This is a genomic window from Acinetobacter sp. GRABPA_MV_2, from assembly GCF_056725885.1.
The window spans coordinates 1-22,159 of record NZ_JBWZNA010000033.1 but is presented as its reverse complement, the minus strand read 5'-3'; the positions used below and the strand labels follow the sequence as shown (position 1 = coordinate 22,159).

Here is a 22,159-nt window from a genome sequence, read left to right as displayed (position 1 = left end):
GATCTATGGCTGTATTATGGCTTTTGTGTAATCCAATCCATTTGATCCGAATGTTCTCTTTTGCAATAAAGCAGCCTCTTCTGCTTTTCTTGAACCAACGAACAATGCCATTGATTTGATTCAATTGGCAACGGTGATGCTGAATCACATCTCCAAAGAAGGGATTAAATGCAAGAAATGTGGTAAGAAAAAATAGGGGATGGAAGTTATTATCCGTCTAATTGGAACCAGCCCATGAGTGGAGATCAGTTGAGTAAGTATCATCTTAAGTGAATAAGAGAAGGATGGCTCACCTCACTTCTCCAAATAACAACGCTATACTTTTCAAGCCAGTTTAGATATTGGCAACTACATTTCATTCTTCATCATGCTGGTCTTATAGCATGTAGACAATCACTACATCATTTGCATTCAATACTCAATACAGCCTGTCAGCAGAACCGCAGCGATATTTTTTCGTGCATACATGTAGTGTTTAAATCCATTCATTTTTCAATGATCCCCTACCGTTTATCACATTTATGGTCGATCTTTAACCTTGTGAAAAATGCATATACCGATATCTTCAAACTGTCAAATTTATGGATACATGACATTTAAAGAAATTATCCGATCAATTTTTTAGATAAAACTCATCAAGAAAAAATTTATTATTATTCATAACTTCACTAACAACCACATAAAAACAATAATTTAACAAATTATTCTTCCAATTTTTTTAGATTTAGTGTTATTACCCTAAATCCATGCTTAGCTCATTCTATTACATAAATGATTTAGAAGTATCCACGATATAAATTGCTTGCCCTCACACCTCTGCCCCTCTCACGCCCAAAAAATTTACACTAAAAGGCAGATTAAGCCCGTACGAGTTACATATCGCCGCATGCTATGTTGAAAGCATTTAAGAAAATATCCTCAATATTTATAAGATTTTTAAAATATGAACTACTTTTCGAAGAACCCTTTCTAAGTAATGTGACCAAAAAGGAAAAATGAAAATACTGAGATTTCCTTATCAACAATCAGTCAAAGTACATCCTGATGAATTTCTGTAACCGATACCCAAGGACCATACCTACCTTCCGAAGTGCTGTGCAACAAAGCCCTCCTCAACCACACTATAGCTATAAATTAATTCCATTATTTTGTGGTTTAATTAAATTATTAAAGTTTAAGACCCAATTTAATGGATTTATATTTCACTAAACCCGAAGAAGTCGTGACGCTTTTAGGTGAGCGTTTACGTAAGCAACGACTCTTTTTGGAGATGTCTCAAGCTGAGGTTGCAGCACGCGCTGGTGTCGGCGTGAATACGGTTTCGAATCTTGAAGCGGGACGAAATGTATCTGTTGAAAATTTAGTCCGTATTGCAATGGTCTTGGGTCGATTAAACGAACTTCAGGAGCTGTTTCAACCTCAGCTTAACAGTGTAAAAGACATTCTACGCTATGAAAGTCAAAGTAAGCGCCAGCGTATTAAGAGGAAGGGATAATGCTCAACAGTCTTAATGTTTATTACAACGGTTGGGGCGAATCATGGTTATGGGGAACGCTGATTAGTTCAACAGCCACCACAGGTAGACCCACTATTGCTTTTGAATATAGTCCAGAAGCAATACAGCGAGGTGTTCAGCTCTCTTCTTATTTACTCCCTTTAAAAGGTCTACCACTGAGACAGGGTTTTCCTACTTATCAAATGGGATTACCTGGTCCAGTCTATGATGCTTTGCCGGATGGTTGGGGCATGTTATTAATGGATCGATATTTTCGAAAAATTGGACTGCATCCGGCACGAATCGGCCCTTTGGAACGTCTAACTTATATTAGCACCCATGCAACGGGTGCTCTCTCCTTTGAACCCTGTGTCGCAGATATGCAAACTTCAGAGAATATTCCCCTGCCGCAGTCCAAGAAGTCCTCAAAGGAGAAGGTGGCGAATTTTTACAACATTTGCTGGTCATGGGTGGCTCCCCCAAGGTGCCAGATCCAAAGCATTGGTTTACCGAGATCCTGTCAATTTTGAGTTTTCGACGCAAGCTTCTGATCAAAATGAAGCCTGGCTGATTAAGTTTCCTGCTCAGCAAGAGCATCCTGAAGTCTGCGCCATTGAAGCCGTCTATGCAGAATGTTTGCGACTTTGTGCAATCGAGACTCCAGACACCCATTTTTTTAATTTGCCCAATGGTTTAATGGCTTTTGCTGCTAAACGATTCGACCGTCAAAATGGCATGCGGATTCCAATGCAGAGTTTGGCTGCATATACCGGAGCAGACTATAAAGTTCCAGGTAGCCTAGACTACCGCAATTTTCTTCGGGCAACCTTGATGTGTACGCAAGATGTGCGAGAAAGGCTGCATACTTTTAAACGTGCTGTGTTTAATGTACTTTTCAATAATCGGGATGACCATACCAAGCATTTTTCTTTTCTCATGGCAAAAAATGGTCAATGGAAATTGGCTCCAGCCTATGACGTGACCTTCTGTGAAGGTCTAGGTGGTTATGATCAAATGGACATTGTGGAAGAAGCGCTCAATATTTCTCGAAATGACATACATAAACTCGGTACTTCAGAAGCGAATCTGACTACTCTAGAAGTCGATGAGATCATCTTGGCCATGCGTGAAATTGCACTTCAATTTAGTCAAATTGCGCAACGCCTGTATCCTCATCAAATTCGAGAATCTACCCTAGAGATGATTCAATCACGAATTCAACAAAATATTGATTTTTTAACTGAAACCTAAGCGTAAATATAAACTAAGCGCCAACCATCAACTTATAGTTAGTCGCTACATAATCTGTAGAACCTGTGAATTAGCTCGCTTTATAATCACGAATATTAGATGGATCACCGCCAAGATACGTTCTGCAAACGTGAAATCACTACATCCAGATCGAAAATCGCTAAGAAAAAACTATCACCAAAAAAAGGTCTGCACTATGGATAGATGCAGACCAAACTCTGGATAACTACAAGCACGAGAAATATGTCGCAATTTTGTATAGACATGAATTTGATAAAATCAGCCCAGAAAGCCAGAAATTCATAAAAACTATTTCATCAATCCCCTATAACTTAAATCACGTTCATGGTCGATCTTAAATCTTGCGAAAAGTACTCATGCTGACCTAGCCAAACTGTAAAACTCATGTATTCATAGCCTTTAAATGAATCTTTCAATCGTTATATTTAAGGTAAAAACTAGTAATCAGAAGTTATTATCATTCCCATATAAAACAAACATCAGATTAAAAACAATAACTTAGTAAATTATTTTTCCATTTTTTTATATTTAGTGTTATCTTTCCTAACTTCATCTGGGAGAGTTGAGTTTGATCATAGATCATTCGATAGCCTGCTTGTTGCATTTCTGCGATCAAATTCCGTTGGTCTATCCGTTCTCCCCCTTGATCTTTCGGCAGAAATTGACGCTTACCCCCGCCTAGAATCACATCAACCCCATCTTTTAATTTGACGTTATAACGCTGATAGATATCACCTTGCGAACTTGGTACTAATTGGGATGCTATGTCATTTTCAGCATCACGATGACAAATATGAGCATAAGTCGATGCTGGTGTAGCATGCGTAATGCGAGTTGTTGTGACTACCCCTGTACCCCAACCTCGTGCTTTGGCCAATTCGAGTAAAGTTTGGGTGTCTTGCTTATTTTGGTTCTGAGGATTGGTTCCACATTGATGATTTCCGGCCTGATTTGGTTCTACTGCAATTGTTCCAGTCTGCATGGATATCACTTCATTTTTCATTTTTACACCTGTCATATAGGCACCCAGCGATGGTGCGCTATCTGTAACCTGTGCACCTTCTGAGAAAGTACGAACAAATGCTGACTCTGGCAGTTGATCTATTGGCAGTTGGCCATCTTCACCAACAGCGTAAATTCGTGCAGCTGTTAGTGTCGTGATACCCATTGCATCTTCCAAGAAAAAAACCACACGTTGAGGCTGTTTTGATGGTTGTACTGAAGTAGAAGTTGATTGAACTAAAGCAGGACTTTGACAGCACGTCAAAATAACTGTGCCCAAACTACACCATGCCAAACTTATTAATTTTTTATTAAATTTTTTCTTATGCCAAAGCATTGCATCAACTCATCTTAGGATGGTCGAAAAATACGCTTTAAATATTCAATTTACATGACAAATTTATGAAAATATTATTATGACTACTTATATAAATTTTCCTAATTGCAAAAAATAGTGTAGCAACTTGCTACACTATTTTTTTACTTTATTTTTCTAACATTCGTTTTAGGAAAGCTTTTAATTCTTGTAAATTTTGATCATCAAATTGGCCCATTTTTAAAGATACCTTTAATGTATTATGGTCAAATTTGATATTACCAGCAACTTTCCCATCATATTCAATTTTATGTACAATTGAAGTTTGAATTACTTCTTTCGTTTCTCTTGACTTAAAGATTTTTTCAGCTAGTGATGCCAGTTTTGTCTGTTCAACTTCTTTTTTAAGCAATTTTGACCATGCTTCGAATAATGCTTCTTTAGCATTTTCATGGTTTTCATCATGATCTGATAGAAACTTTTTCACTGCTGTAGCAGCGGTCCGTGCTAATAATGACGGCTGTTTCTCCAAATCTTCAATCAACTCTCCAGGTAATTTTTCAAAAGATAAATATTTATACATATCTTCACGATTCATACCTAATGACTTTGCTAACTTCTGCTTATTTTTTTTTAATTTTTCATCCAAAGAAGTTAATCCAACATATATTTCATAATCTGTCAGATCTTCTCGCTTTAAATTTTCAGCTAATGTTAATAAAGCAACTTCTTCATCCGATGCATCAATAATGATTACTTCAATAGTGTTCTTATTGAGAAATTGGTGGGCTTTCAATCGTCTTTCACCAGCAATCAACTCATATTTATCATTTATTCTACGAACTGCAATTGGTTGTAATAGCCCAATTTCTTCAATTGATGCTGCTAAATCTTCAATATCTTGTTGATTAAAGAGTTTTCGAGGCTGGTTAGGGCTAGCCTGAATATCTGTAATTTGTACATTACGTCTTAGCTCTTTGACATCGTTAATATGCTCCTTTTGGGCATGTTGATGCTTTTGAGTATTTTGCTGAAGACGTTTAGCCAATAGCTCTTTATTACTTACCATAGTATTTCCAGAATTATATTATCCGACACGCTGAACAATTTCTTGTGCTAAAGTTTCAAAAGCTTTTCGAACTTTTGAGTTTTTATCAACAGATAATAAAGGTTGTTGCAAAATTGCAGCTTGATTAACCTTAGTGCTCATTGGAATTGTGGTATGCAATAATTCTCCAACTTGATTAAATGCTTCATCTTTTATTAATTTACATACATTCTGACGCTCATCATGTTTAATTAATAAAGCACCTAAGAGTTCTAATTCAGGGTTAACTCTTCTAATTTTACTTAAATGATTAATTAAATCAGTAACACCATAGAGACCGTATTGTGAACCAGATTCAATTGGAACAATAACATGTGTCGAAGCGGCTAAAGCATTGCTGGTTAGTAATTTTAAGCTAGGAGGGCAATCAATAAGAATGTAGTCATATAATCCTTCTAGAATTTCCAATTTATTTGAAAGTTCCTCGGATGGTCTTGGTGCATCATCTTTCAATTGATCTTCAGTTTTACCAAGAGTTAATGAGCCATATATTAAAGAAACATTTTTAAATTTTGTTTCTTCTTCTAATGCTTCCGATAATAGACTTATATCACCAATAAGTAATTCAGCTGATGTAGTTTCAACTTCGCTAGGGTGTCTTAATCCTATATGTAAACTTGCATTTGCTTGTGGATCCAGATCAATTACTAAGACCTTATTTCCTAATTCAGCAAGTTCTGAAGCAAGATGTACTACAGTAGTTGTTTTCCCGCAACCACCTTTATGATTAGCTACAGCAATGATTTTAGTTGACATATTTGTCTTAAGGAATTTACTTTGATTTCATTTAATATAAAGATATTTGTAGCAACTTGCTACAGTTCCTTTGTCATATTTTTATCTTTTGAATTCAAAAGATGTGGGAAAAACATTTCTTAACTTTTTTAAAAAATATAGCTAGCTAATTTTAATTAGTATTAATTAGTATTAATTAGTTAATTATAATTAGACAAGTTTTATTTTTTAAAAAACAATTAGATAGATTTTTTAAAGTGGAAGGTTTGTCACTAATAAGTGGAAGGCCTGTCATTGATAAGTGGAAGGCCTGTCACCGATAAGTGGAAGGTTTGTCACTAATAAGTGGAAGGTTTGTCACTGATAAGTGGAAGGTTTGTCACTATGGTGGAAGACTTGTCATTGTGATTTATTTTAATGTGTATTTTTTAATTTAAAACAATACGATTCAACTGCTTGTGATGTTGATAAGTTTGTTTTTATTGAAATAAAGGTGGAAGACTTGTCATTAGATGTTTTTTATTCTGTGGATAAAATATTTGTATAAAATTTAATTGATAACATGATGTTTGATAGTCAAGAATACCGGAATGGTGGAAGGCTTGTCACTTTAATGGTGGAATATGTGTTGAGTAATTCCACTTTAGTGGTGCTGTAGGCTATTCCTACTTTCAAATTGATTGCTTGAGCGACACAGATGAATTATCAAAGGTGGAAGAACTGTCACTTAAAAGTGTTTATTTTTATATTTATTCCACCATAAGGCTGAATAGTACCAAAATTGCACTTTAATAGTGACACTTCTTCCACTCTTAAGGTGTTTGATGGGCATAAACTGAGTTAATTTAATGTAAGTATGAGAAAATAGTGAGCGGTTTGCATCTTCTTCCACTTTTGTGTATAACATGTAGAAAATATTTTAATCTTTCCACTTATGAGCAATCACAACGAACCAGAAGAATTAGAACATCTACCTTATTGTATTGGTAACATTCGACATAATGGAGTAGTCAGCACTAGTAACCGTCTGATTAGACCAATTGAATTATCATCTAATGAGTATAAAGCTCTTCTTTATGCAATGGCTGTTGCGAATTATGGTGAGAAGAATAATCAAGATCGTGAAATTACAGAGCAAACTTATATTTATTTGCATAAAGATGATTTAGGCGAATTATTAGGATTAGATAAAAAGAATTCCATTAATGTTGCTATTGATCGTATTTATAAAGAATTATCATCACGAGTAGCTCATTTTGTAATTGAAGAGCCCGTGGATGATAATAAGCGTAAAGTTAAAAAAGTACACTCAGTAGTACCAATTATTCGTGAACTCCGTTGGGAAGATGATGCTAAAAATGCTTTGCAGATACGTTTCACCAGTGAAGTACTTCCGTATTTTACTCGTTTAGCAAATGGAAATTTTACGACCTATCAATTGAAAGATTTATTTGCTTTGGACTCTGTAACCAGTATGAGTTTGTATTCATACTTTATCAAAAATGAATTTAAGTATGCTAATCAAGATTCTTATGAGGTTGAACTTTCACTTGAGAATATCAAAGCATTAATTGATATTGGGGAGAAAAAATACGATCGTTGGGTTGATTTTAGACGATACGTTTTAGACAAGATTATTGAAGAAATTAATGAAAGGACTAGTCTTCAATTAGAGTACGATACCATCAAGAAAGGTCGACCTATTGTCGGAGTTCGATTTAAAATTCTTAATAGGCATGCCACTGAAGTTGTTGTATCTAATACTAATGATAAGACTCAAATCTATTTAGATGTCAATTTTGATGATAACGCGCTTGTTAAAGAATTAGGTGCGAAGTTCGATATGACTGTAAGGTCTTGGTACATCTATGCAAACGACCCAAATTATAAACAGTTTAGTAAGTGGTTTAAGACAGAAGGGTGCTTAACTGAATCTCAAGCAAATGTGATAGTTAATGATATTATGTTCCAAATGGATTTTGCTGTAGCTGGCAGTTCAATGAGTGAATTTAAGAAAGAAATGAAATATAAATTAAAAAATAATCCAAATTTTGTAAAAGAAAATAGAAAACGATTGAATGAAATCTTTGGAAAAGACGTTATATGACTGTGTAGCAAGTTGCTACACTTTTTACTATAAGATGTAAAATAAGCTTAATATCAGTTTATGTCATATTTTTATAGGGCTTTGTTGCATAAAGGTTTGAAAGATAGAAGCGATCCTAATTGAGCCAAATTCAAGTGACAACTTGGGTGTGAGGGCGCCCCAATTCTGTGAATTTGTTCAAAAGGGCTACGCGTGCATGAATCTCATTCACCTGACTAGGAAAACTCCTTGCTGTTAATTTATCGCCTAATAATTTGATGCAATGCATCTTGGTTTCCACCAAACTTCGACGGTGATAACCAGACCACTTTTTCCAAAGTGACCTTCCTAGCAGTTTGACTGTTTTCAATAACTCATTTCGCTCTATAGACCTGACTTGCTAATCTTTCCGAGGCTTTGTATTCTTCCTGGGTGGAATGACCGCATGTGCATCACGATTTAAAATGACTTGTCGGCAGTGCTTTGTGTCATAAGCACCATCTGTATAAACTGAATCAATTCGTTCATCCAAGGGAACTTGAGAAAGTAAATCTTCGAGCACTTGTGAATCGCTGACATTATTTGTCGTGAGTTGTACTGTACGTATTTGAAGGGTTTCAGCTTCTATAGCAATATGGAGCTTACGCGATTGGCGACGATATTCAGATCCATGTTTCTTGCATTTCCATTCACCTCCACCTAGAAATTTCAAGCCAGTAGAGTCCACGAGTAGATGCAGACCATCTCTACTTTTTTGGTAGCTAATTGCAATATCAATATGCTTTTGTCTTCTACAAAGCGTGGTGTAATCTGGTGCTGTCCAATTTAATACACAAATTTTAATCAGACTTTGGACAAAGCCAGTGACCATATGTAAAGATAGACGGAATAAGGATTTAATCATTAACCAGCATTGGATAGCTGCGTCGGAGTAGGTTTGATTTCGCCCTTGTTTGCCTTTTGATGGAGCATACCATTGCGTAGCAGGATCAAACCAAATGGCAATATTTCCGCGACTCATGAGTGCTCGGTTATATGCGGGCCAATTGGTTGTGCGGTAGATTTTGTGTGTAGGCTTCTTCATTTAAAAATTATATCGCTGAAAAAGCCGTTACAGATAGGTTTGTGCAACAAAGCCCTTAGTTGAAAAAACTTTTAGATTTCATGCTCACACACCACCTAAAACAAAAAATATCTGATTGATTTTACAGGCTTTTAATTTAATGTTTTATTCTACCCACTCGCAATATCAACGTTTAGTATCACGACTCACTAACTCATTAACTAAATATGGAGCAGTACGGCTATCTTGATTTTCTGTTATTTGTTTTGGTGTTCCTGCCACAACAATATTCCCACCAGCATTTCCAGCACCTGGTCCCACATCAATCACCCAATCTGCTTGTGCAACGGCACGCATATCATGCTCAATCATAACCACGGTATTACCCGCATCGACTAATCGCTGCAATTGAACTAACAATCGATCTACATCTGATGGATGCAAACCTGTAGTTGGCTCATCAAGTATATACAGTGTATTTCCACGCTGATTGCGTTGCAGCTCGGTCGCCAATTTAATACGTTGCGCTTCTCCACCAGATAGTTCAGTCGCTGGTTGCCCTAAACGTAAATAACCAAGGCCAATTTCCTTTAATAATTGTAGTGAACGAGCAATCGAGACCTCTCCATCAAAAAAATCACGTGCTTCATTGACGGTCATTCCTAATATTTCAGCAATATTACGTCCATTCCAGCGAATTTTCAGAGTGTCATCATTATATCGAGCACCATGACATGTCGGACAAGGGGCATATACACTTGGCATAAACAATAATTCTACACTGACAAAGCCTTCACCTTCACAAGTTTCACATCGCCCTTTAGCCACATTAAACGAAAAACGTCCAGCATCATAATGAGCTTGGTGAGCTTCAGGAGTCCCAGCAAATAACTTTCTAACATGATCAAATAAACCCGTATAAGTTGCCAGATTAGAACGTGGAGTACGACCAATTGGTTTTTGATCAACCTGTACCAGACGCTGTATAGCCTCCACATCACCAGCCAGAGAACCCTGTGTAACCTCGGTAACCAACATTCCTTCATTTAAAGGATTATTTTCATTATTGTTTTTAGTTTCAGATTCATTGCCTAAATATGAAAGTACTAACTCGGGTAAAGCTTGAGAAACGAGACTAGATTTACCCGAACCTGAAATACCTGTAACTGCTGTAAGTACACCAAGAGGTATACGAGCATCAATATTATGCAGGTTATGTCGGTAAATATTGTTAAGTTCAAGCCAACCAGAGGGTGTACGTCCATAACTTTGAGTAACTGGGATTTTATTAAATAAATAACTTGCAGTACGTGAAGCTGAAATCTCACTTAAACCCTGAGGTACTCCACTATATAAAATATTACCACCTTGCTCTCCTGCATCTGGTCCAACATCCACTAACCATTGAGCACGACGCATGAGCTCTAAATCATGCTCTACAACAAATACGGAGTTTCCAGCGTCTCTTAATTTATCGAGAGAATCATATAATGACTGACTATCTGAAGGATGTAATCCAGCAGACGGTTCATCCAGTACATAAACTACACCAAATAGCATAGAACTTAATTGTGTTGCTAAACGCAAACGTTGTAACTCTCCCGCTGAAAGAGTCGGTGTGGCTCTATCTAATGTTAGATAACCAAGACCTAACTGGCGTAATTGATTTAAACGCCCCACCACACCATTTGCTAAACGCTGGGCAGCAATTTTCTTTTCATCTGAAAGTGCTGACGTACGTCTTACATCTGGAGATACAGAATGCACTGCTCTACCTGTTGTTGCTCGTTCAGATCTATCAAGTTGGGTTACTTTATTATTAGTCTTTTCTCCAGCATCATGAGCTTCGAAATTGCCAAGAACAATGGGCTCAAGCAGGCAAGTTAACTTATCCAAAGAAAGTTGCATAAACTCACCAATATCTATTCCAGCAAAGGTAATAGATAAGGCTTCTGGTTTAAGGCGTTTACCATGACAGGAAGGGCATATTTTTCCTTCCATAAAACGTGAAACACGTTTTTTCATCGACGTACTTTGGGTATTAGCAAAAGTATGAAGGACATAGCGACGAGCACCAGTGAAAGTGCCCATATAGCTGGGTTCTAGTTTACGTTTAAGTGCAGATTGAGTCTCAGCGGGGCTTAAACCAGCATAGACAGGAACTGTTGGGGTTTCTTCAGTAAATAAAATCCAGTCTCTATCCGATTGCGGTAAATCTTTCCATGGTCGATCAACATCATACCCTAGGGTTACTAGGATATCGCGTAAGTTTTGCCCGTGCCAAGCAGGTGGCCATGATGCGATAGCTTTCTCACGAATACTCAGTGTTGGGTCAGGAACCATTATCGATTCTGTAACTTCATAAATGTGACCTAAACCATGACAGGTAGGACAAGCGCCTTGAGGAGTGTTCGGTGAAAAGTCCTCGGCATATAACATTGGCTGATCGGCAGGATATGCACCAGCACGCGAATAAATCATTCGCACGAGACTTGATAAAGTTGTTACACTTCCAACAGAAGAACGGGTATTACTTGCACCACGTTGTTGTTGCAATGCTACTGCTGGTGGTAGACCATCAATAGCATCAACATCTGGTACTCCGACCTGATCTATTAAGCGTCTTGCATAAGGTGCAACAGATTCGAAATATCTTCTTTGTGCTTCAGCAAAAATAGTTCCAAAAGCAAGTGATGATTTTCCTGAACCCGATACACCTGAGAAAACAACAAGTGCATTTCTTGGGATAGAAACATCTACATCCTTAAGGTTATGCTCACGTGCACCTCGAACTTCAATACAATTATTAGATAAAGTAATGTTATTGTGTTCACCAAAAGAATGTATTTTCATGTTTCTACGAGCCTGTAAATTATTTTGTGTAAGTCCCATTTTTTTATAAATGATCTTTTAATCGATCATCGAACTGAATCGTAAACCAATTCATTGCTAAACGCCAATTTTGAATTGGCATGGTCCATTTTTTAGCAGCATTTGAAGTTGCTAAATAAATGACCTTTTTCACTGAATCATCAGAACAGAAGATCTTTCTCTTTTTAGTTGAATGGCGGATCACGCTATTCAATGATTCAATTGCATTTGTTGTATAAATCGCATGACGTATTTCAGCAGGATAGCTAAGGATCGTTCGGATATTTTCCCAATTTGCCCGCCAAGATTCTCCAATTTTTGGATACTGGTGATTTCATTGATCGCAGAAGATATCTAGGGACTTTAAAGCATTTTCCTCTGTACTTGCCTGATAGATCGCCTTCAATCCTGCTGTTACAGCTTTGTAGTCCTTCCAGCTCACAAATCTCAGGCTATTGCGTACAACATGCACGATACACAGCTGGATATCAGTATGAGGGTAGACAGAGGCTAGCGCATCAGGAAAGCCTTTTAGTCCTGAGAAGCGCTGCTTCGCAAGGCAGGCTACAAGAATATCTTGCACTCCTCGATTTTTAAGCTCTGTCATGACTGACAGCCAGAATTTGGAACCTTCTGTTTGAGCAAACCACATGCCAAGAAGTTCTTTTTGGCCATCTAGGTTAATGCCTAATGCTAAATAAACTGATTTATTGATTACTGTTGAATGCTGACGAACCTTAACAACAATGCAATCTAAATAGACAACAGGATAAAGACTATCGAGTGTTCTATTTTGCCATTCTGTCACTTGTTTAATGACAGCATCCGTCACCTTACTAATAAGGGAGGCAGATACATCGACATCGTACATTTCTTTAAAAAAAGCAACAATTTCTCTATTTGTCATTCCTTTCGCATATAGCGAAAGAATTTGATCATCCATGCTAGTAATGCGTGTTTGATGCTTCTTAATAATCTGTGGTTCAAAAGAGCCGTCACGATCACGAGGGATATCTAAAGCAAGCTGCCCACCTTGTGTTAGAACTGTTTTGGAGCTAAAACCATTACGTGCATTAGATCCATTCTTAGGTTGATGCTTTTCATAGCCTAAATGTTCAGAAAGCTCAGTATTCAGAGCGGTTTCGATCATGAACTTTTTGAATATGGCTGTCATTTGGTTTAAATCTTCAGGAGTTTTTAAACCTTTAGCTAATTCAGCTGCCATACTTTTGATTGTAGCTTCATCCATGTGAAGTACCTCTTTTTATTATCCTCAGTAGGATAAATGAAAATTAAGTACTTACACAAAATTTAGAACAGTCCCACAACTCATTTTGTTGAACTATATCTGTACAACAACTCTACCTCGAATTTTTCCATCTAAAATTTCATTGGAAATATTTAAAGCATCTGTTAACTGAATTTCAGTCGTTACTGTTTCTAATTTTGTTTGATCTAATTCTGTAGCCAAACGTTCCCATGCTTCTTTTCTTAATTCGATTGGTGCCATCACGCTATCAATTCCATATAAGGTGATCCCTCTTAGAATAAATGGAGCAACTGTTGCTGGAAAATCCATTCCGCCTGCCAAACCACACGCAGCAACTGCACCACGATATTTTGTACTAGCACATGCATTGGCTAAAGTATGGCTTCCAACAGTATCAATCACGCCAGCCCAAACTTCTTTGTTTAATGGCTTTCCTGAGGAAGATAATTCAATACGATCAATAATTTCACTCGCACCTAGATAGGTTAAATATTCTGACTCTTGAGGTCGACCAGTTGAAGCTGTAATCTCATAACCAAGATGATTCAAAATAATAATGGAAATACTACCTACTCCACCATTTGCACCTGTCACTAAAATTTTTCCATCACTTGGTTTAATACCATGTTTTTGTAAAGCCATGACACACAACATTGCGGTATAACCTGCTGTACCAATAACCATCGTATCTTTAAAAGAAAAAGCAGAAGGTTTTTGTATGAGCCAATCACCAGAAACAGTGACTTGCTCGGCTAGCCCTCCAAAATACTTTTCACCCACTCCCCAACCATTTAGTAGAACTTCATCTCTTTCTTTCCATGCTGGATGTTTTGATTCAATCACAACACCCGAAAAGTCGATGCCTGGGGTCAAAGGAAAACTACGCACCACTGGTGAACGCCCAGTAATGGCTAAAGCATCTTTATAATTGAGTGTTGAATATTTGACTTCGACTCTAACCTCTCCTTCTTGTAAAGGCTTTGATGCAATCTCAGTAATTTTTGATGTGTAACCTGCTTCATCTTTAGTAATTACAATACCTTTGTACATAGAACTTCCTCTCTATTTAATTAGACTGTTTGTCTAGAATTAATTAAAAAATAAATACAGACGTCTGCATTTATTTTTTAATGGCTTTGTTGCACAAACCTATCTCTAAAGGCTTATTCCACAATATAATTTTCAAATGAATAAGTCGACACCTAAAATTTATCGCACAACCAATTGGTCTTCATATAACCGGGCTCTCATTAATCGTGGAAATATTGCCATTTGGTTTGATCCTGCTACGCAATGGTATGCCCCATCAAAAGGCAAACAAGGACGAAATCAAACTTACTCCGACGCAGCTATCCAATGCTGCCTAATGATTAAATCTCTCTTTCGATTGTCTTTACGCATGGTCACAGGCTTTGTTCAAAGTCTCATCCATCTTTGTGGGTTAAATTGGATAGCGCCAGACTACACTACAATTTGTAGACGACAACAGCATATTGATATTGTGATTAGCTATCAAAAAAGTTGTGATGGACTGTATCTAATCGTTGAATCTACAGGTCTGAAATTCTTAAGTGAGGGTGAATGGAAGCGTAAAAAACATCAGCCTGAATATCGTCGCCAATGGCGTAAACTACATATTGGTATAGATGCTAAAACCTTACAAATACGCGCTGTTCAGCTCACAACCAACAATGTGAGTGATTCACAGGTACTTGGTGATTTACTCGATCAGATTCCACAAGATGAGAGAGTTGACTCCGTCTATACCAATGGAGCTTATGATACCAAACAGTGCCGACAGGTCATTGCGGATCAGCAAGCACATGCAGTGATTCCACCAAGAAAAAATGCGAAGCCATGGAAAGATAAAAAGATGGGCTCGCTAGAACGCAATGAGTTGCTTCTAACAGTTAAACGTTTAGGAAGAACTATTTGGAAGAAATGGTCAGGCTATCATCGGCGAAGTTTGGTTGAAACCAAGATGCATTGCATCAAATTATTGGGGGATAAACTCAGTGCGAGAAATTTTCAAAGCCAAGTCAATGAGATTCATGCACGTATGGCAGTATTAAATAAATTTACGGACTTAGGCAGACCACATACCCGAGTTGTCACTTAAATTTGAGTAGATATGAGAAGTCTTAACTTTTAAATCTTTGTGCAACAAAGCCATTTAGAATTAGAAATCCCAAAGCAATCATAGAGTCCTTGAGCTAAAATATATTGGACTCTCTGCGAACCTCAAATGAGATTCAGCTATTCGATGGATTGCGGACATCTATCGAACGTTCGATCTCAAACACTATGACGTCAAGATCGGGTACTTAAAATTATCAAAATGATAAAAAGAAGAAATTTAAATGGTGAAATGAAAAATCATGTAAAAAGACTAAAAATCTTGCAATAAGTACAAGGCAACGTAAGATCAGCAGTGAAGTCATTTTAAATTCCTTGTACTGCAATTTGCATTACATGGAACAAACCCACAATAGTTACCGCTATTGTGGGTCATTAGCCCTCTTCTTGATTAAGTTATAAGAAAAAAACCTCTATCATTCGATTGATTCTTTTATATAAATAATAAAGTAAATCTCTGTTTTCGATGAAATTTTATAAAGTTCAGTATTAGACCTGTAGAGAAAACTTATCAAAAGAAGTATTGGTTAATCTTTTTCTTCAACTTCTTCCTTAAACTCAAACAAATCATTCATCGTACAGTTAAAGTATTTACATAACTTATCAGCGACTGGCAATTCGATACGTATAGCACGGTCATAATACATACTTGTCAGCGTATTACGATTAATTCCTGTCGCATGCACCACTTCACTTAATTTTAAAATTTTTCTATCGCCCATGAGGCTAGATAACTTACAAGTAATCATATTTAAATTAATTTACAAAAAATAACTTGCTGTGGGTTATTTAAAGTTGTTGACTGAGTAATACTTTGCTAAAATTAACCTACAGCAGGTTATTACAACTTATAGAAAGTATATTTTATCCATTTCAACTAAATTATAACTTTTTAAATATAAGGATTGAACCTGCATTAGATTATTTTGTGGAGATGACCGCCGTGTTACCAAATGAGTTATTGATCAGCCAGCAAGCTCGTGACTTAGGAAATCAATTAATTAAAGAAATGAACATCAATAGAAGTTATGGAATGGCTAATTTTCTTGGAGTAAATACTTGCTATGATAATCATCAGGCTGTACTTATTTGGACATTTCAACTGCTTGAAAGGGAACCAGCCTTAAATGAATTAGCAGAAATTAAAAAATATTTTCTTTTAATCTTTCCAGATAGTGTTTATCAATTAGCCTAAGTTGTTTTTAAAATTAATTTATTAAATAAAAAGCACTAAATCAAAGAAAGCTTTATTTAAAAATACCGATTAATTCAAAAACATACCATTTACTGAATATATGAAGCATAGGTTCCTGCTCTATCACTCACTCGTACTAAAATTACATCGCTCTTTTTACTGATACTAAACAATTTATGTCCACGCCACGTTCTGCGGCTTCGAGGGCTAGTTTTTGTTGAACCACTGAGAACAAGGACAACAAACTGCCTACTATATTTTCCCGGAGAGTGGTGTAGGAACTTTTTCATTATTGCTAATCATATCAGCGACAACATCAGCAACGAGCTCCTCTATTCCTGAGAATGCTTTAGACTGATCCGCATCAAGCCAAGACAATGATGGAAACTCAGCACACAACCCAACATACTCATTATATTCTGCTGACCATGTAACACGGCAAGTATATTGTTTACTATCCATTTGAAACCCCATAATGTTTTAAGTCTATGTATAAAAGTACGATTTTCACTTAGCAGTACTTAAATAATCACCCCACCACTGCATCATTTCAGTCCGCTGGGCTAAATAGTCAGCGTGATTATAGCTGGCACGGGTACGGTTCTTATCAATATGTGAAAGTTGTGCCTCAATCCAGTTATCCTGGAACAAACCTGAGTCATTCAAAATGGTACTAAAAGTGGAACGTAGTCCATGAGAGGATAATTGATGTTTTCCATAGCCCATCTTACGTATAGCCATATTTAATGTATTAAAATGAATCGGTTGATTATGTTTCCGTGGGCTAGCAAAAATGTACTTTTCACCGTATGACCATTGCATGACGTCTTTTAAAATATCTAAAGCCTGATCTGAAAGTGGAACTAAGAAGTCGGGAATCTCATGGCCTAATATGACTTTTCGTCGAAACTGTTTAATATGCAAGGCAGGTATTTTCCAGATTTTTTCATTTAAATCAAAATGATGAGGCTCAGCCAATAACAATTCAGCCCCTCGCACGCCAGTATGTAATTTGAACAGCAGTGCTTTTTTAATAATCGGATGGGCATCCAATTTTAATAAATTTTTCTTAAAATCTGATATATCCTCCGCTTTCAAATACGGATAATTCTTCTTGATTTTACTGTTAATGGCGATTTTATTTAAACCATGCGCGATGTTGAATTCACAATAACCCATCGCTACAGCGTAGTCATAAATTTGGTTCAAATAACTACAAGCTTTCTTGACAGGTTCTTTTACTTGGCGTCCCTCTATTTTTTTGATTACTGAAACCAGGTCATAACGCTTGATGTTTTGAAAAGGTAAATCCTGAAGGTCTGGATAAATATCTTGCTGTAAACATCTTTCTGCTAACTGTAGTACACCGCAGCGGGGTGAATCATTAAATGCATTTTTCAGTTTGAACTGCAGCCACTCCTCCCCTACCTTACGAAAGGTGATGACATTAGAGACAGTATCATGCTCAAAACAATAATTATTGTCTTTAAAGTCATCTTTGACTTGTCGTGCCTTTTTCAGCGATAAATCAGGATAAAGCCCCAACTGAATGCGGCGACGTTTTTTTGTTTGTGGATCTGTATAGCGATAGCACCAAGATTTTCTTCCAGTCGGCTCAATCTTCAGGCTAAGTCCATCTTCATCGGATAAAAAACAAGTTTTTTCCTTGCAATGAGCTTGGCGAACTTTAATTTCAGTAAGACTCATGAAATTTAAATGAAACCTATCAGCGGATTGACGAGATCCATTATATCAAAATAGAAGAAAATATATATGATGCGTACACTACGCATCATATATATTTGTAATATATTGTTTTATATATTTAATATTTTAAGTATTTGTATTTTAGTAACCATTATAAGTACCACCTCTTCTTTAAGTTCCCAACAACTCACTTTTTCTGTCATCAATGTTAAATAAGTCTTGTGCTTTAAATTCTTAGATGACCTCCTCTACCCTTTATTATCATTTTTATAAAAGTAACTATATGTACTCATTAAAATTTGTAGAGCTCAAAAACAAAAAAGACCGCTATATAGCAGTCTTTTAACTTAATTAAATAATAATTAATTCATTTTCATCATAAGTGCATAAGCATCACGTTTGTTTTGACGCAATGATTCTATCTCGGACTTCGTCAGCTGTTTTACGAGAGTTGAGGATATACTTTGCTTCCCACTCTGTGAGCCTTTCGAAATCGTACCCGTAAATCGATTTCCACCATGCTTCAAGATTACCATATACATCCCTCAATTGCTGAAGAGTTTCTTTACTTAGAGCTAATTGTGATGAGTATTGTTTACCCGTCAGTGCATATGCTCCAATAACTTTATTCGTCCCAGTTGTTTCAATATGACCTTTTAATGCTGCAAAAGTACCACCTTGGGTCTGGGTATCATCAACAATAATAACACATTTATCATTGTTTATTGTCCCATCAAATGCTGGTGGGTTGGCTAATCTATGCCACCCATCACCGCCAGTTCTTGATACTTTTATAGCTTGAACTATATTCGTATCAACTTCAAGCCCAAGTTTCTTTGCTATAACTGCTGAAGTAGCTAAAGGAATCATATTACGACCGACTGCTTCCTCAGCATGTACAGGTACTATAATAGTTTCCCGACCATCGATAATTCTTTCTAGTTCAGCAATCGCCTCATCCGAAACTAAATCTTTAGCTAAAATATACGCACTTTCAACATCCCCTGCTTTAGCAGCTTCATACATGTAATGAGAGGTTGCATCTCCAAGACCACGGTCAATAACCGTTTTAGGAAACATATTCCAATCTGTGCGATATAACTTCATATTTTTAAATAAGTTTTAATGATGGCTAGCATTAAATTTTACACTAAATTTACCGCTAGCATCTCTTGGATATTATTTTTCGTATCAGGCAGCACTCTCAAAAGCCGTTTGTTTGGACAGTCCCCATGATCATACACGAGGCAGCTTCAAATACTTATGGGCCCATCCTATCCAGTTGTATCTTCTTGCATCACATGAATATTGTATACTCATTTTGACTACTTGAAAATTATGGAACAACGTCAATAAAAACAATAACTCTAGAGTCTTTAGTCGACATTCCTAAAAAGGTAAATTCAACATTTCTTTCCATATCATTTCTTTGTGTCTCTGGATGAACAAAAGAAACATAGCTTATTTCAAAGAATCGGGCTAGGGTTTTTATGCCAATGATTTTGTTCTCTTCATTAGCAATTAAAACATCTAATTCCAGATCAAACTCTTCTAATTATTTAATTAAATCTTTAACTTTCATTTTACTATCAACCTCTATGAATTATTTAAAAAATTAGCACAATGAAACTTGTGAAAAAAATGGATTTGAACAAAATTTTTTAGCAAAAAAAGCATAGCAACCAGAAAAATCTTTCCAGCAATCAACAAAAATATCCCCGTGTGCTTCCAGTTTACAACATTTTGACTACCACACTGCCCACAGTAGTAATAATAGCCTTTGATACGGCCACCGCATTCAGGACAATTTTTATGATTAATGAATAAGTTACTCAACGTCTCTTCTCCAAAATTCTTATTATCAAGTTGTAAGTGAAGATAGCACACATTTATAAAAATGTCTTTTTTAAAACATCAAAAGATGTTATAAAAAAGACATTCGCTACTTTAGGATAACTTTTAAGATGAATTTAAATCTCCTTGATGAAGAATCAATCCAACCTTCTGAACCCACGCCATGTGATTTTTTCAAAGGTGAAAATGCTATCAAAAAAGCTAAACAGTTAGGATTACCTGATCTCGAGTTAGTCAGAAACGCAATTATGATCGGTGATGCTGACTATAGAACAAATACTCACTATAACCGTGCACGCTTTATTGCACGATGGGGAAAAATTGGAGAACAGATTGCTTTACTGCTTCGACAATCTGATCCTGCTTGGATATTCCACAATGACAGCCAGCCAAGAATTGAGAATACAGTAAAGAAAATACAAATTATCTTTATGAGCGGGAATATTGCATTGGGGTTAGCTGATCAAGTTGTATCAGCACACTGTGAAAAAGGATTAATGACATTAAATAATATTAAGGAGAATCAGTCTGCTTATGATGATGAGACAAAATTGAGAACATGGATTTTATACTTTCCTTCAGCATCACATCCAGCCTATAAAGACATTGATATCCCAAATATTCCTTTTGAATTTGCATACCCAACTAGCTTCGTACAGGACTTAAAAGCGAAAAAAATTTCAATTTTACCAAGTGACCATACTTGCAGAATTGCATTTGAAATAGATAATACAGTTCCTGTAAAAACTGATCCTAAGCCAGTATTGGAACCATCTAATGAAATTAAACCAGATGATTTTGATATTCAGCTTGTAGTTTAATCTGAGGTTAATGTGTTTAATAAAGATCGTTTACGTATTGCTAAAGAATTACGAGGACTTAGCAATACCGATTTCGCAGAAAAATTGAGTTGCTCTATCTCTAAGGTAAAGCAACTTTTAGACGTGGATAAAGAAATCAATGAAAATGATCAAGATGATATATGCCGTGTATTAAATTTACCCAAGTCATTCTTTGCAGGTAATGACACACAACCACATGAAACAGACCAAATCTTCTATAGATCGGTTGCTCGTATTAAAGCACAGCATAGAAAAGCTAATGAGGCATATACTCTTTTAGCAATAAATATTAACAAGTACTTAAATCAGAAAGTAAAGTTACCTACTTTTCACCGTCCTGATTTAGATATTACTGAGTTTTTGGGTGAATCTAAGTATGCCGATCACCTAGCGTCAGAGTTGAGAGGTTTATGGGCTTTAGGTAATCAACCGATTAATAACATTGTTTCGTTGTGTGAGCTAAAGGGAATCCGTGTCTTTAGATTACCGACTGAAATTCGAGAAATTGATGCACTATCTTTTTTTGATGATGAAAGTGGTAGCCCTTTCATATTTCTAAATACATTTAAGTCTGCCGAAAGAGCCCGCTTCGATTGTGCACACGAACTTGGTCATATCGTTATGCATACGCATAACAAAAAAATTCGTGTCGAGAAAGATAATCGTGTTCTCGAAACTGAAGCGGATCAATTTTCATCTGAATTTTTAATGCCAACAGATGCATTTCTTTCTACTGCTCCACGCTATTTTTCACTAGAAAATATGATTGAGTATAAAAAGATTTGGCGAACATCCCTGAAGGCTATTAACTATAAAGCTCACAAGCTGGGATTAGTTAGTGATTGGGTTAATCGTAGTAACTCTATAAAGATCAATTCGTTGGGCTACAACATTAATGAACCTGAAGAAACTCATCGAGATGAGAGTTTGATGTTGCCCAAAATTATCTCTGTTTTAGCCTCACAACCATCTTTTGATAAAAATAAAATGCTTGATGAAATTGGAATCTCTGAAGAAGATTTTAATCAATTAACATTTGATGCTTTAGCTAAAGTTGAGCCCCCGAAGAAAAAACATAAGTTATATATTGTCGAGTAATACAAACCTTCCTTAAAAATAATGCGCCTTACGGCGCACTATTTATGCAAAATCCTGATTAATTTTTTTATGACTTCACGCCCAACGTAGTTTTGCATCCCATAAGTCA

At 36.3% G+C, this 22,159-nt stretch carries 15 protein-coding genes and 4 pseudogenes; 8 read left to right on the top strand and 11 right to left on the bottom strand.

Annotation, left to right across the window (positions count from 1 at the left end; all coding sequences use genetic code 11):
* The 3 genes and pseudogenes from ACXM0J_RS18225 to ACXM0J_RS18215 form a co-directional block, all read left to right on the top strand.
* Positions 1-184: pseudogene (locus tag ACXM0J_RS18225) on the top strand (hypothetical protein); the annotation flags it as partial.
* Positions 185-1,189: 1,005 nt separating this feature from the next.
* Positions 1,190-1,495: a helix-turn-helix domain-containing protein gene (locus ACXM0J_RS18220; protein ID WP_000366815.1), complete on the top strand. Its 306-nt coding sequence runs from the start codon at positions 1,190-1,192 to the stop codon at positions 1,493-1,495.
* Positions 1,495-2,746, top strand: a pseudogene (locus ACXM0J_RS18215) (type II toxin-antitoxin system HipA family toxin). Before ACXM0J_RS18220 ends, ACXM0J_RS18215 begins: the two are co-directional and overlap by 1 nt.
* A gap of 505 nt (positions 2,747-3,251) precedes the next feature.
* Here the strand turns inward: ACXM0J_RS18215 and ACXM0J_RS18210 are convergent.
* The 3 genes from ACXM0J_RS18210 to ACXM0J_RS18200 form a co-directional block, all read right to left on the bottom strand.
* Positions 3,252-4,049 carry an alkaline phosphatase gene (locus ACXM0J_RS18210; RefSeq protein WP_225247871.1) on the bottom strand — a complete coding sequence of 266 codons (798 nt, stop codon included), beginning with the start codon at positions 4,047-4,049 and terminating at the stop codon, positions 3,252-3,254.
* A gap of 205 nt (positions 4,050-4,254) precedes the next feature.
* Positions 4,255-5,154, bottom strand: coding sequence for a ParB/RepB/Spo0J family partition protein (locus ACXM0J_RS18205; protein WP_000254418.1), 900 nt, complete (start codon positions 5,152-5,154; stop codon positions 4,255-4,257).
* 18 nt (positions 5,155-5,172) lie between these two features.
* On the bottom strand, positions 5,173-5,949 hold the full coding sequence (locus ACXM0J_RS18200; protein WP_000104830.1) for a ParA family protein: 777 nt from the start codon (positions 5,947-5,949) through the stop codon (positions 5,173-5,175).
* 913 nt (positions 5,950-6,862) lie between these two features.
* Between ACXM0J_RS18200 and ACXM0J_RS18195 the strand changes: the two genes are divergently transcribed.
* Positions 6,863-8,035, top strand: coding sequence for a replication initiation protein (locus tag ACXM0J_RS18195; RefSeq protein ID WP_000064928.1), 1,173 nt, complete (start codon positions 6,863-6,865; stop codon positions 8,033-8,035).
* A 130-nt stretch (positions 8,036-8,165) separates the two neighbouring features.
* Here the strand turns inward: ACXM0J_RS18195 and ACXM0J_RS18190 are convergent.
* The 4 genes and pseudogenes from ACXM0J_RS18190 to acuI form a co-directional block, all read right to left on the bottom strand.
* Positions 8,166-9,098: pseudogene (locus tag ACXM0J_RS18190) on the bottom strand (IS5 family transposase).
* Between the two features lie 165 nt (positions 9,099-9,263).
* Complete coding sequence (locus ACXM0J_RS18185) at positions 9,264-11,930, bottom strand: excinuclease ABC subunit UvrA (protein WP_005804864.1); 2,667 nt, start codon at positions 11,928-11,930, stop codon at positions 9,264-9,266.
* A gap of 43 nt (positions 11,931-11,973) precedes the next feature.
* Positions 11,974-13,197 (bottom strand): annotated as a pseudogene (locus ACXM0J_RS18180) (IS256 family transposase).
* Positions 13,198-13,290: 93 nt separating this feature from the next.
* A complete protein-coding gene (gene acuI, locus ACXM0J_RS18175; RefSeq protein WP_000276416.1) occupies positions 13,291-14,268 on the bottom strand; it encodes an acrylyl-CoA reductase (NADPH) in 978 nt (325 codons plus the stop codon).
* Positions 14,269-14,404: 136 nt separating this feature from the next.
* On the opposite strand from acuI, the gene ACXM0J_RS18170 reads away from it, so the two are divergent.
* Positions 14,405-15,337, top strand: a complete 933-nt coding sequence (locus tag ACXM0J_RS18170) for an IS5-like element ISAba13 family transposase (RefSeq protein ID WP_001043693.1) — start codon at positions 14,405-14,407, stop codon at positions 15,335-15,337.
* A 544-nt stretch (positions 15,338-15,881) separates the two neighbouring features.
* On the opposite strand, the gene ACXM0J_RS18165 is transcribed toward ACXM0J_RS18170, so the two are convergent.
* Positions 15,882-16,103, bottom strand: coding sequence for a helix-turn-helix domain-containing protein (locus ACXM0J_RS18165; RefSeq protein WP_000627021.1), 222 nt, complete (start codon positions 16,101-16,103; stop codon positions 15,882-15,884).
* Between the two features lie 194 nt (positions 16,104-16,297).
* Here ACXM0J_RS18165 and ACXM0J_RS18160 point away from each other — a divergent pair, with 194 nt between their 5' ends.
* A complete protein-coding gene (locus ACXM0J_RS18160; RefSeq protein WP_004658363.1) occupies positions 16,298-16,549 on the top strand; it encodes a hypothetical protein in 252 nt (83 codons plus the stop codon).
* 252 nt (positions 16,550-16,801) lie between these two features.
* Here ACXM0J_RS18160 and ACXM0J_RS18155 read toward each other — a convergent pair whose 3' ends face one another.
* From ACXM0J_RS18155 to ACXM0J_RS18145, 3 genes are all read right to left on the bottom strand, one after another.
* On the bottom strand, positions 16,802-17,023 hold the full coding sequence (locus ACXM0J_RS18155; protein ID WP_001986288.1) for a hypothetical protein: 222 nt from the start codon (positions 17,021-17,023) through the stop codon (positions 16,802-16,804).
* A 33-nt stretch (positions 17,024-17,056) separates the two neighbouring features.
* Positions 17,057-18,256 (bottom strand): tyrosine-type recombinase/integrase, encoded by a 1,200-nt coding sequence (locus ACXM0J_RS18150; RefSeq protein WP_000059658.1) that lies wholly within the window; start codon positions 18,254-18,256, stop codon positions 17,057-17,059.
* A 393-nt stretch (positions 18,257-18,649) separates the two neighbouring features.
* A complete protein-coding gene (locus ACXM0J_RS18145) occupies positions 18,650-19,363 on the bottom strand; it encodes a phosphoribosyltransferase (RefSeq protein ID WP_001986287.1) in 714 nt (237 codons plus the stop codon).
* A gap of 857 nt (positions 19,364-20,220) precedes the next feature.
* Here ACXM0J_RS18145 and ACXM0J_RS18140 point away from each other — a divergent pair.
* The gene (locus tag ACXM0J_RS18140; protein ID WP_001052588.1) at positions 20,221-20,931 is read left to right on the top strand and encodes a hypothetical protein; all 711 of its coding nucleotides are present in this window, start codon (positions 20,221-20,223) and stop codon (positions 20,929-20,931) included.
* Between the two features lie 12 nt (positions 20,932-20,943).
* Positions 20,944-22,050, top strand: a complete 1,107-nt coding sequence (locus tag ACXM0J_RS18135; protein ID WP_000482094.1) for an ImmA/IrrE family metallo-endopeptidase — start codon at positions 20,944-20,946, stop codon at positions 22,048-22,050.
* The last annotated feature ends 109 nt before the right edge of the window (positions 22,051-22,159 follow it).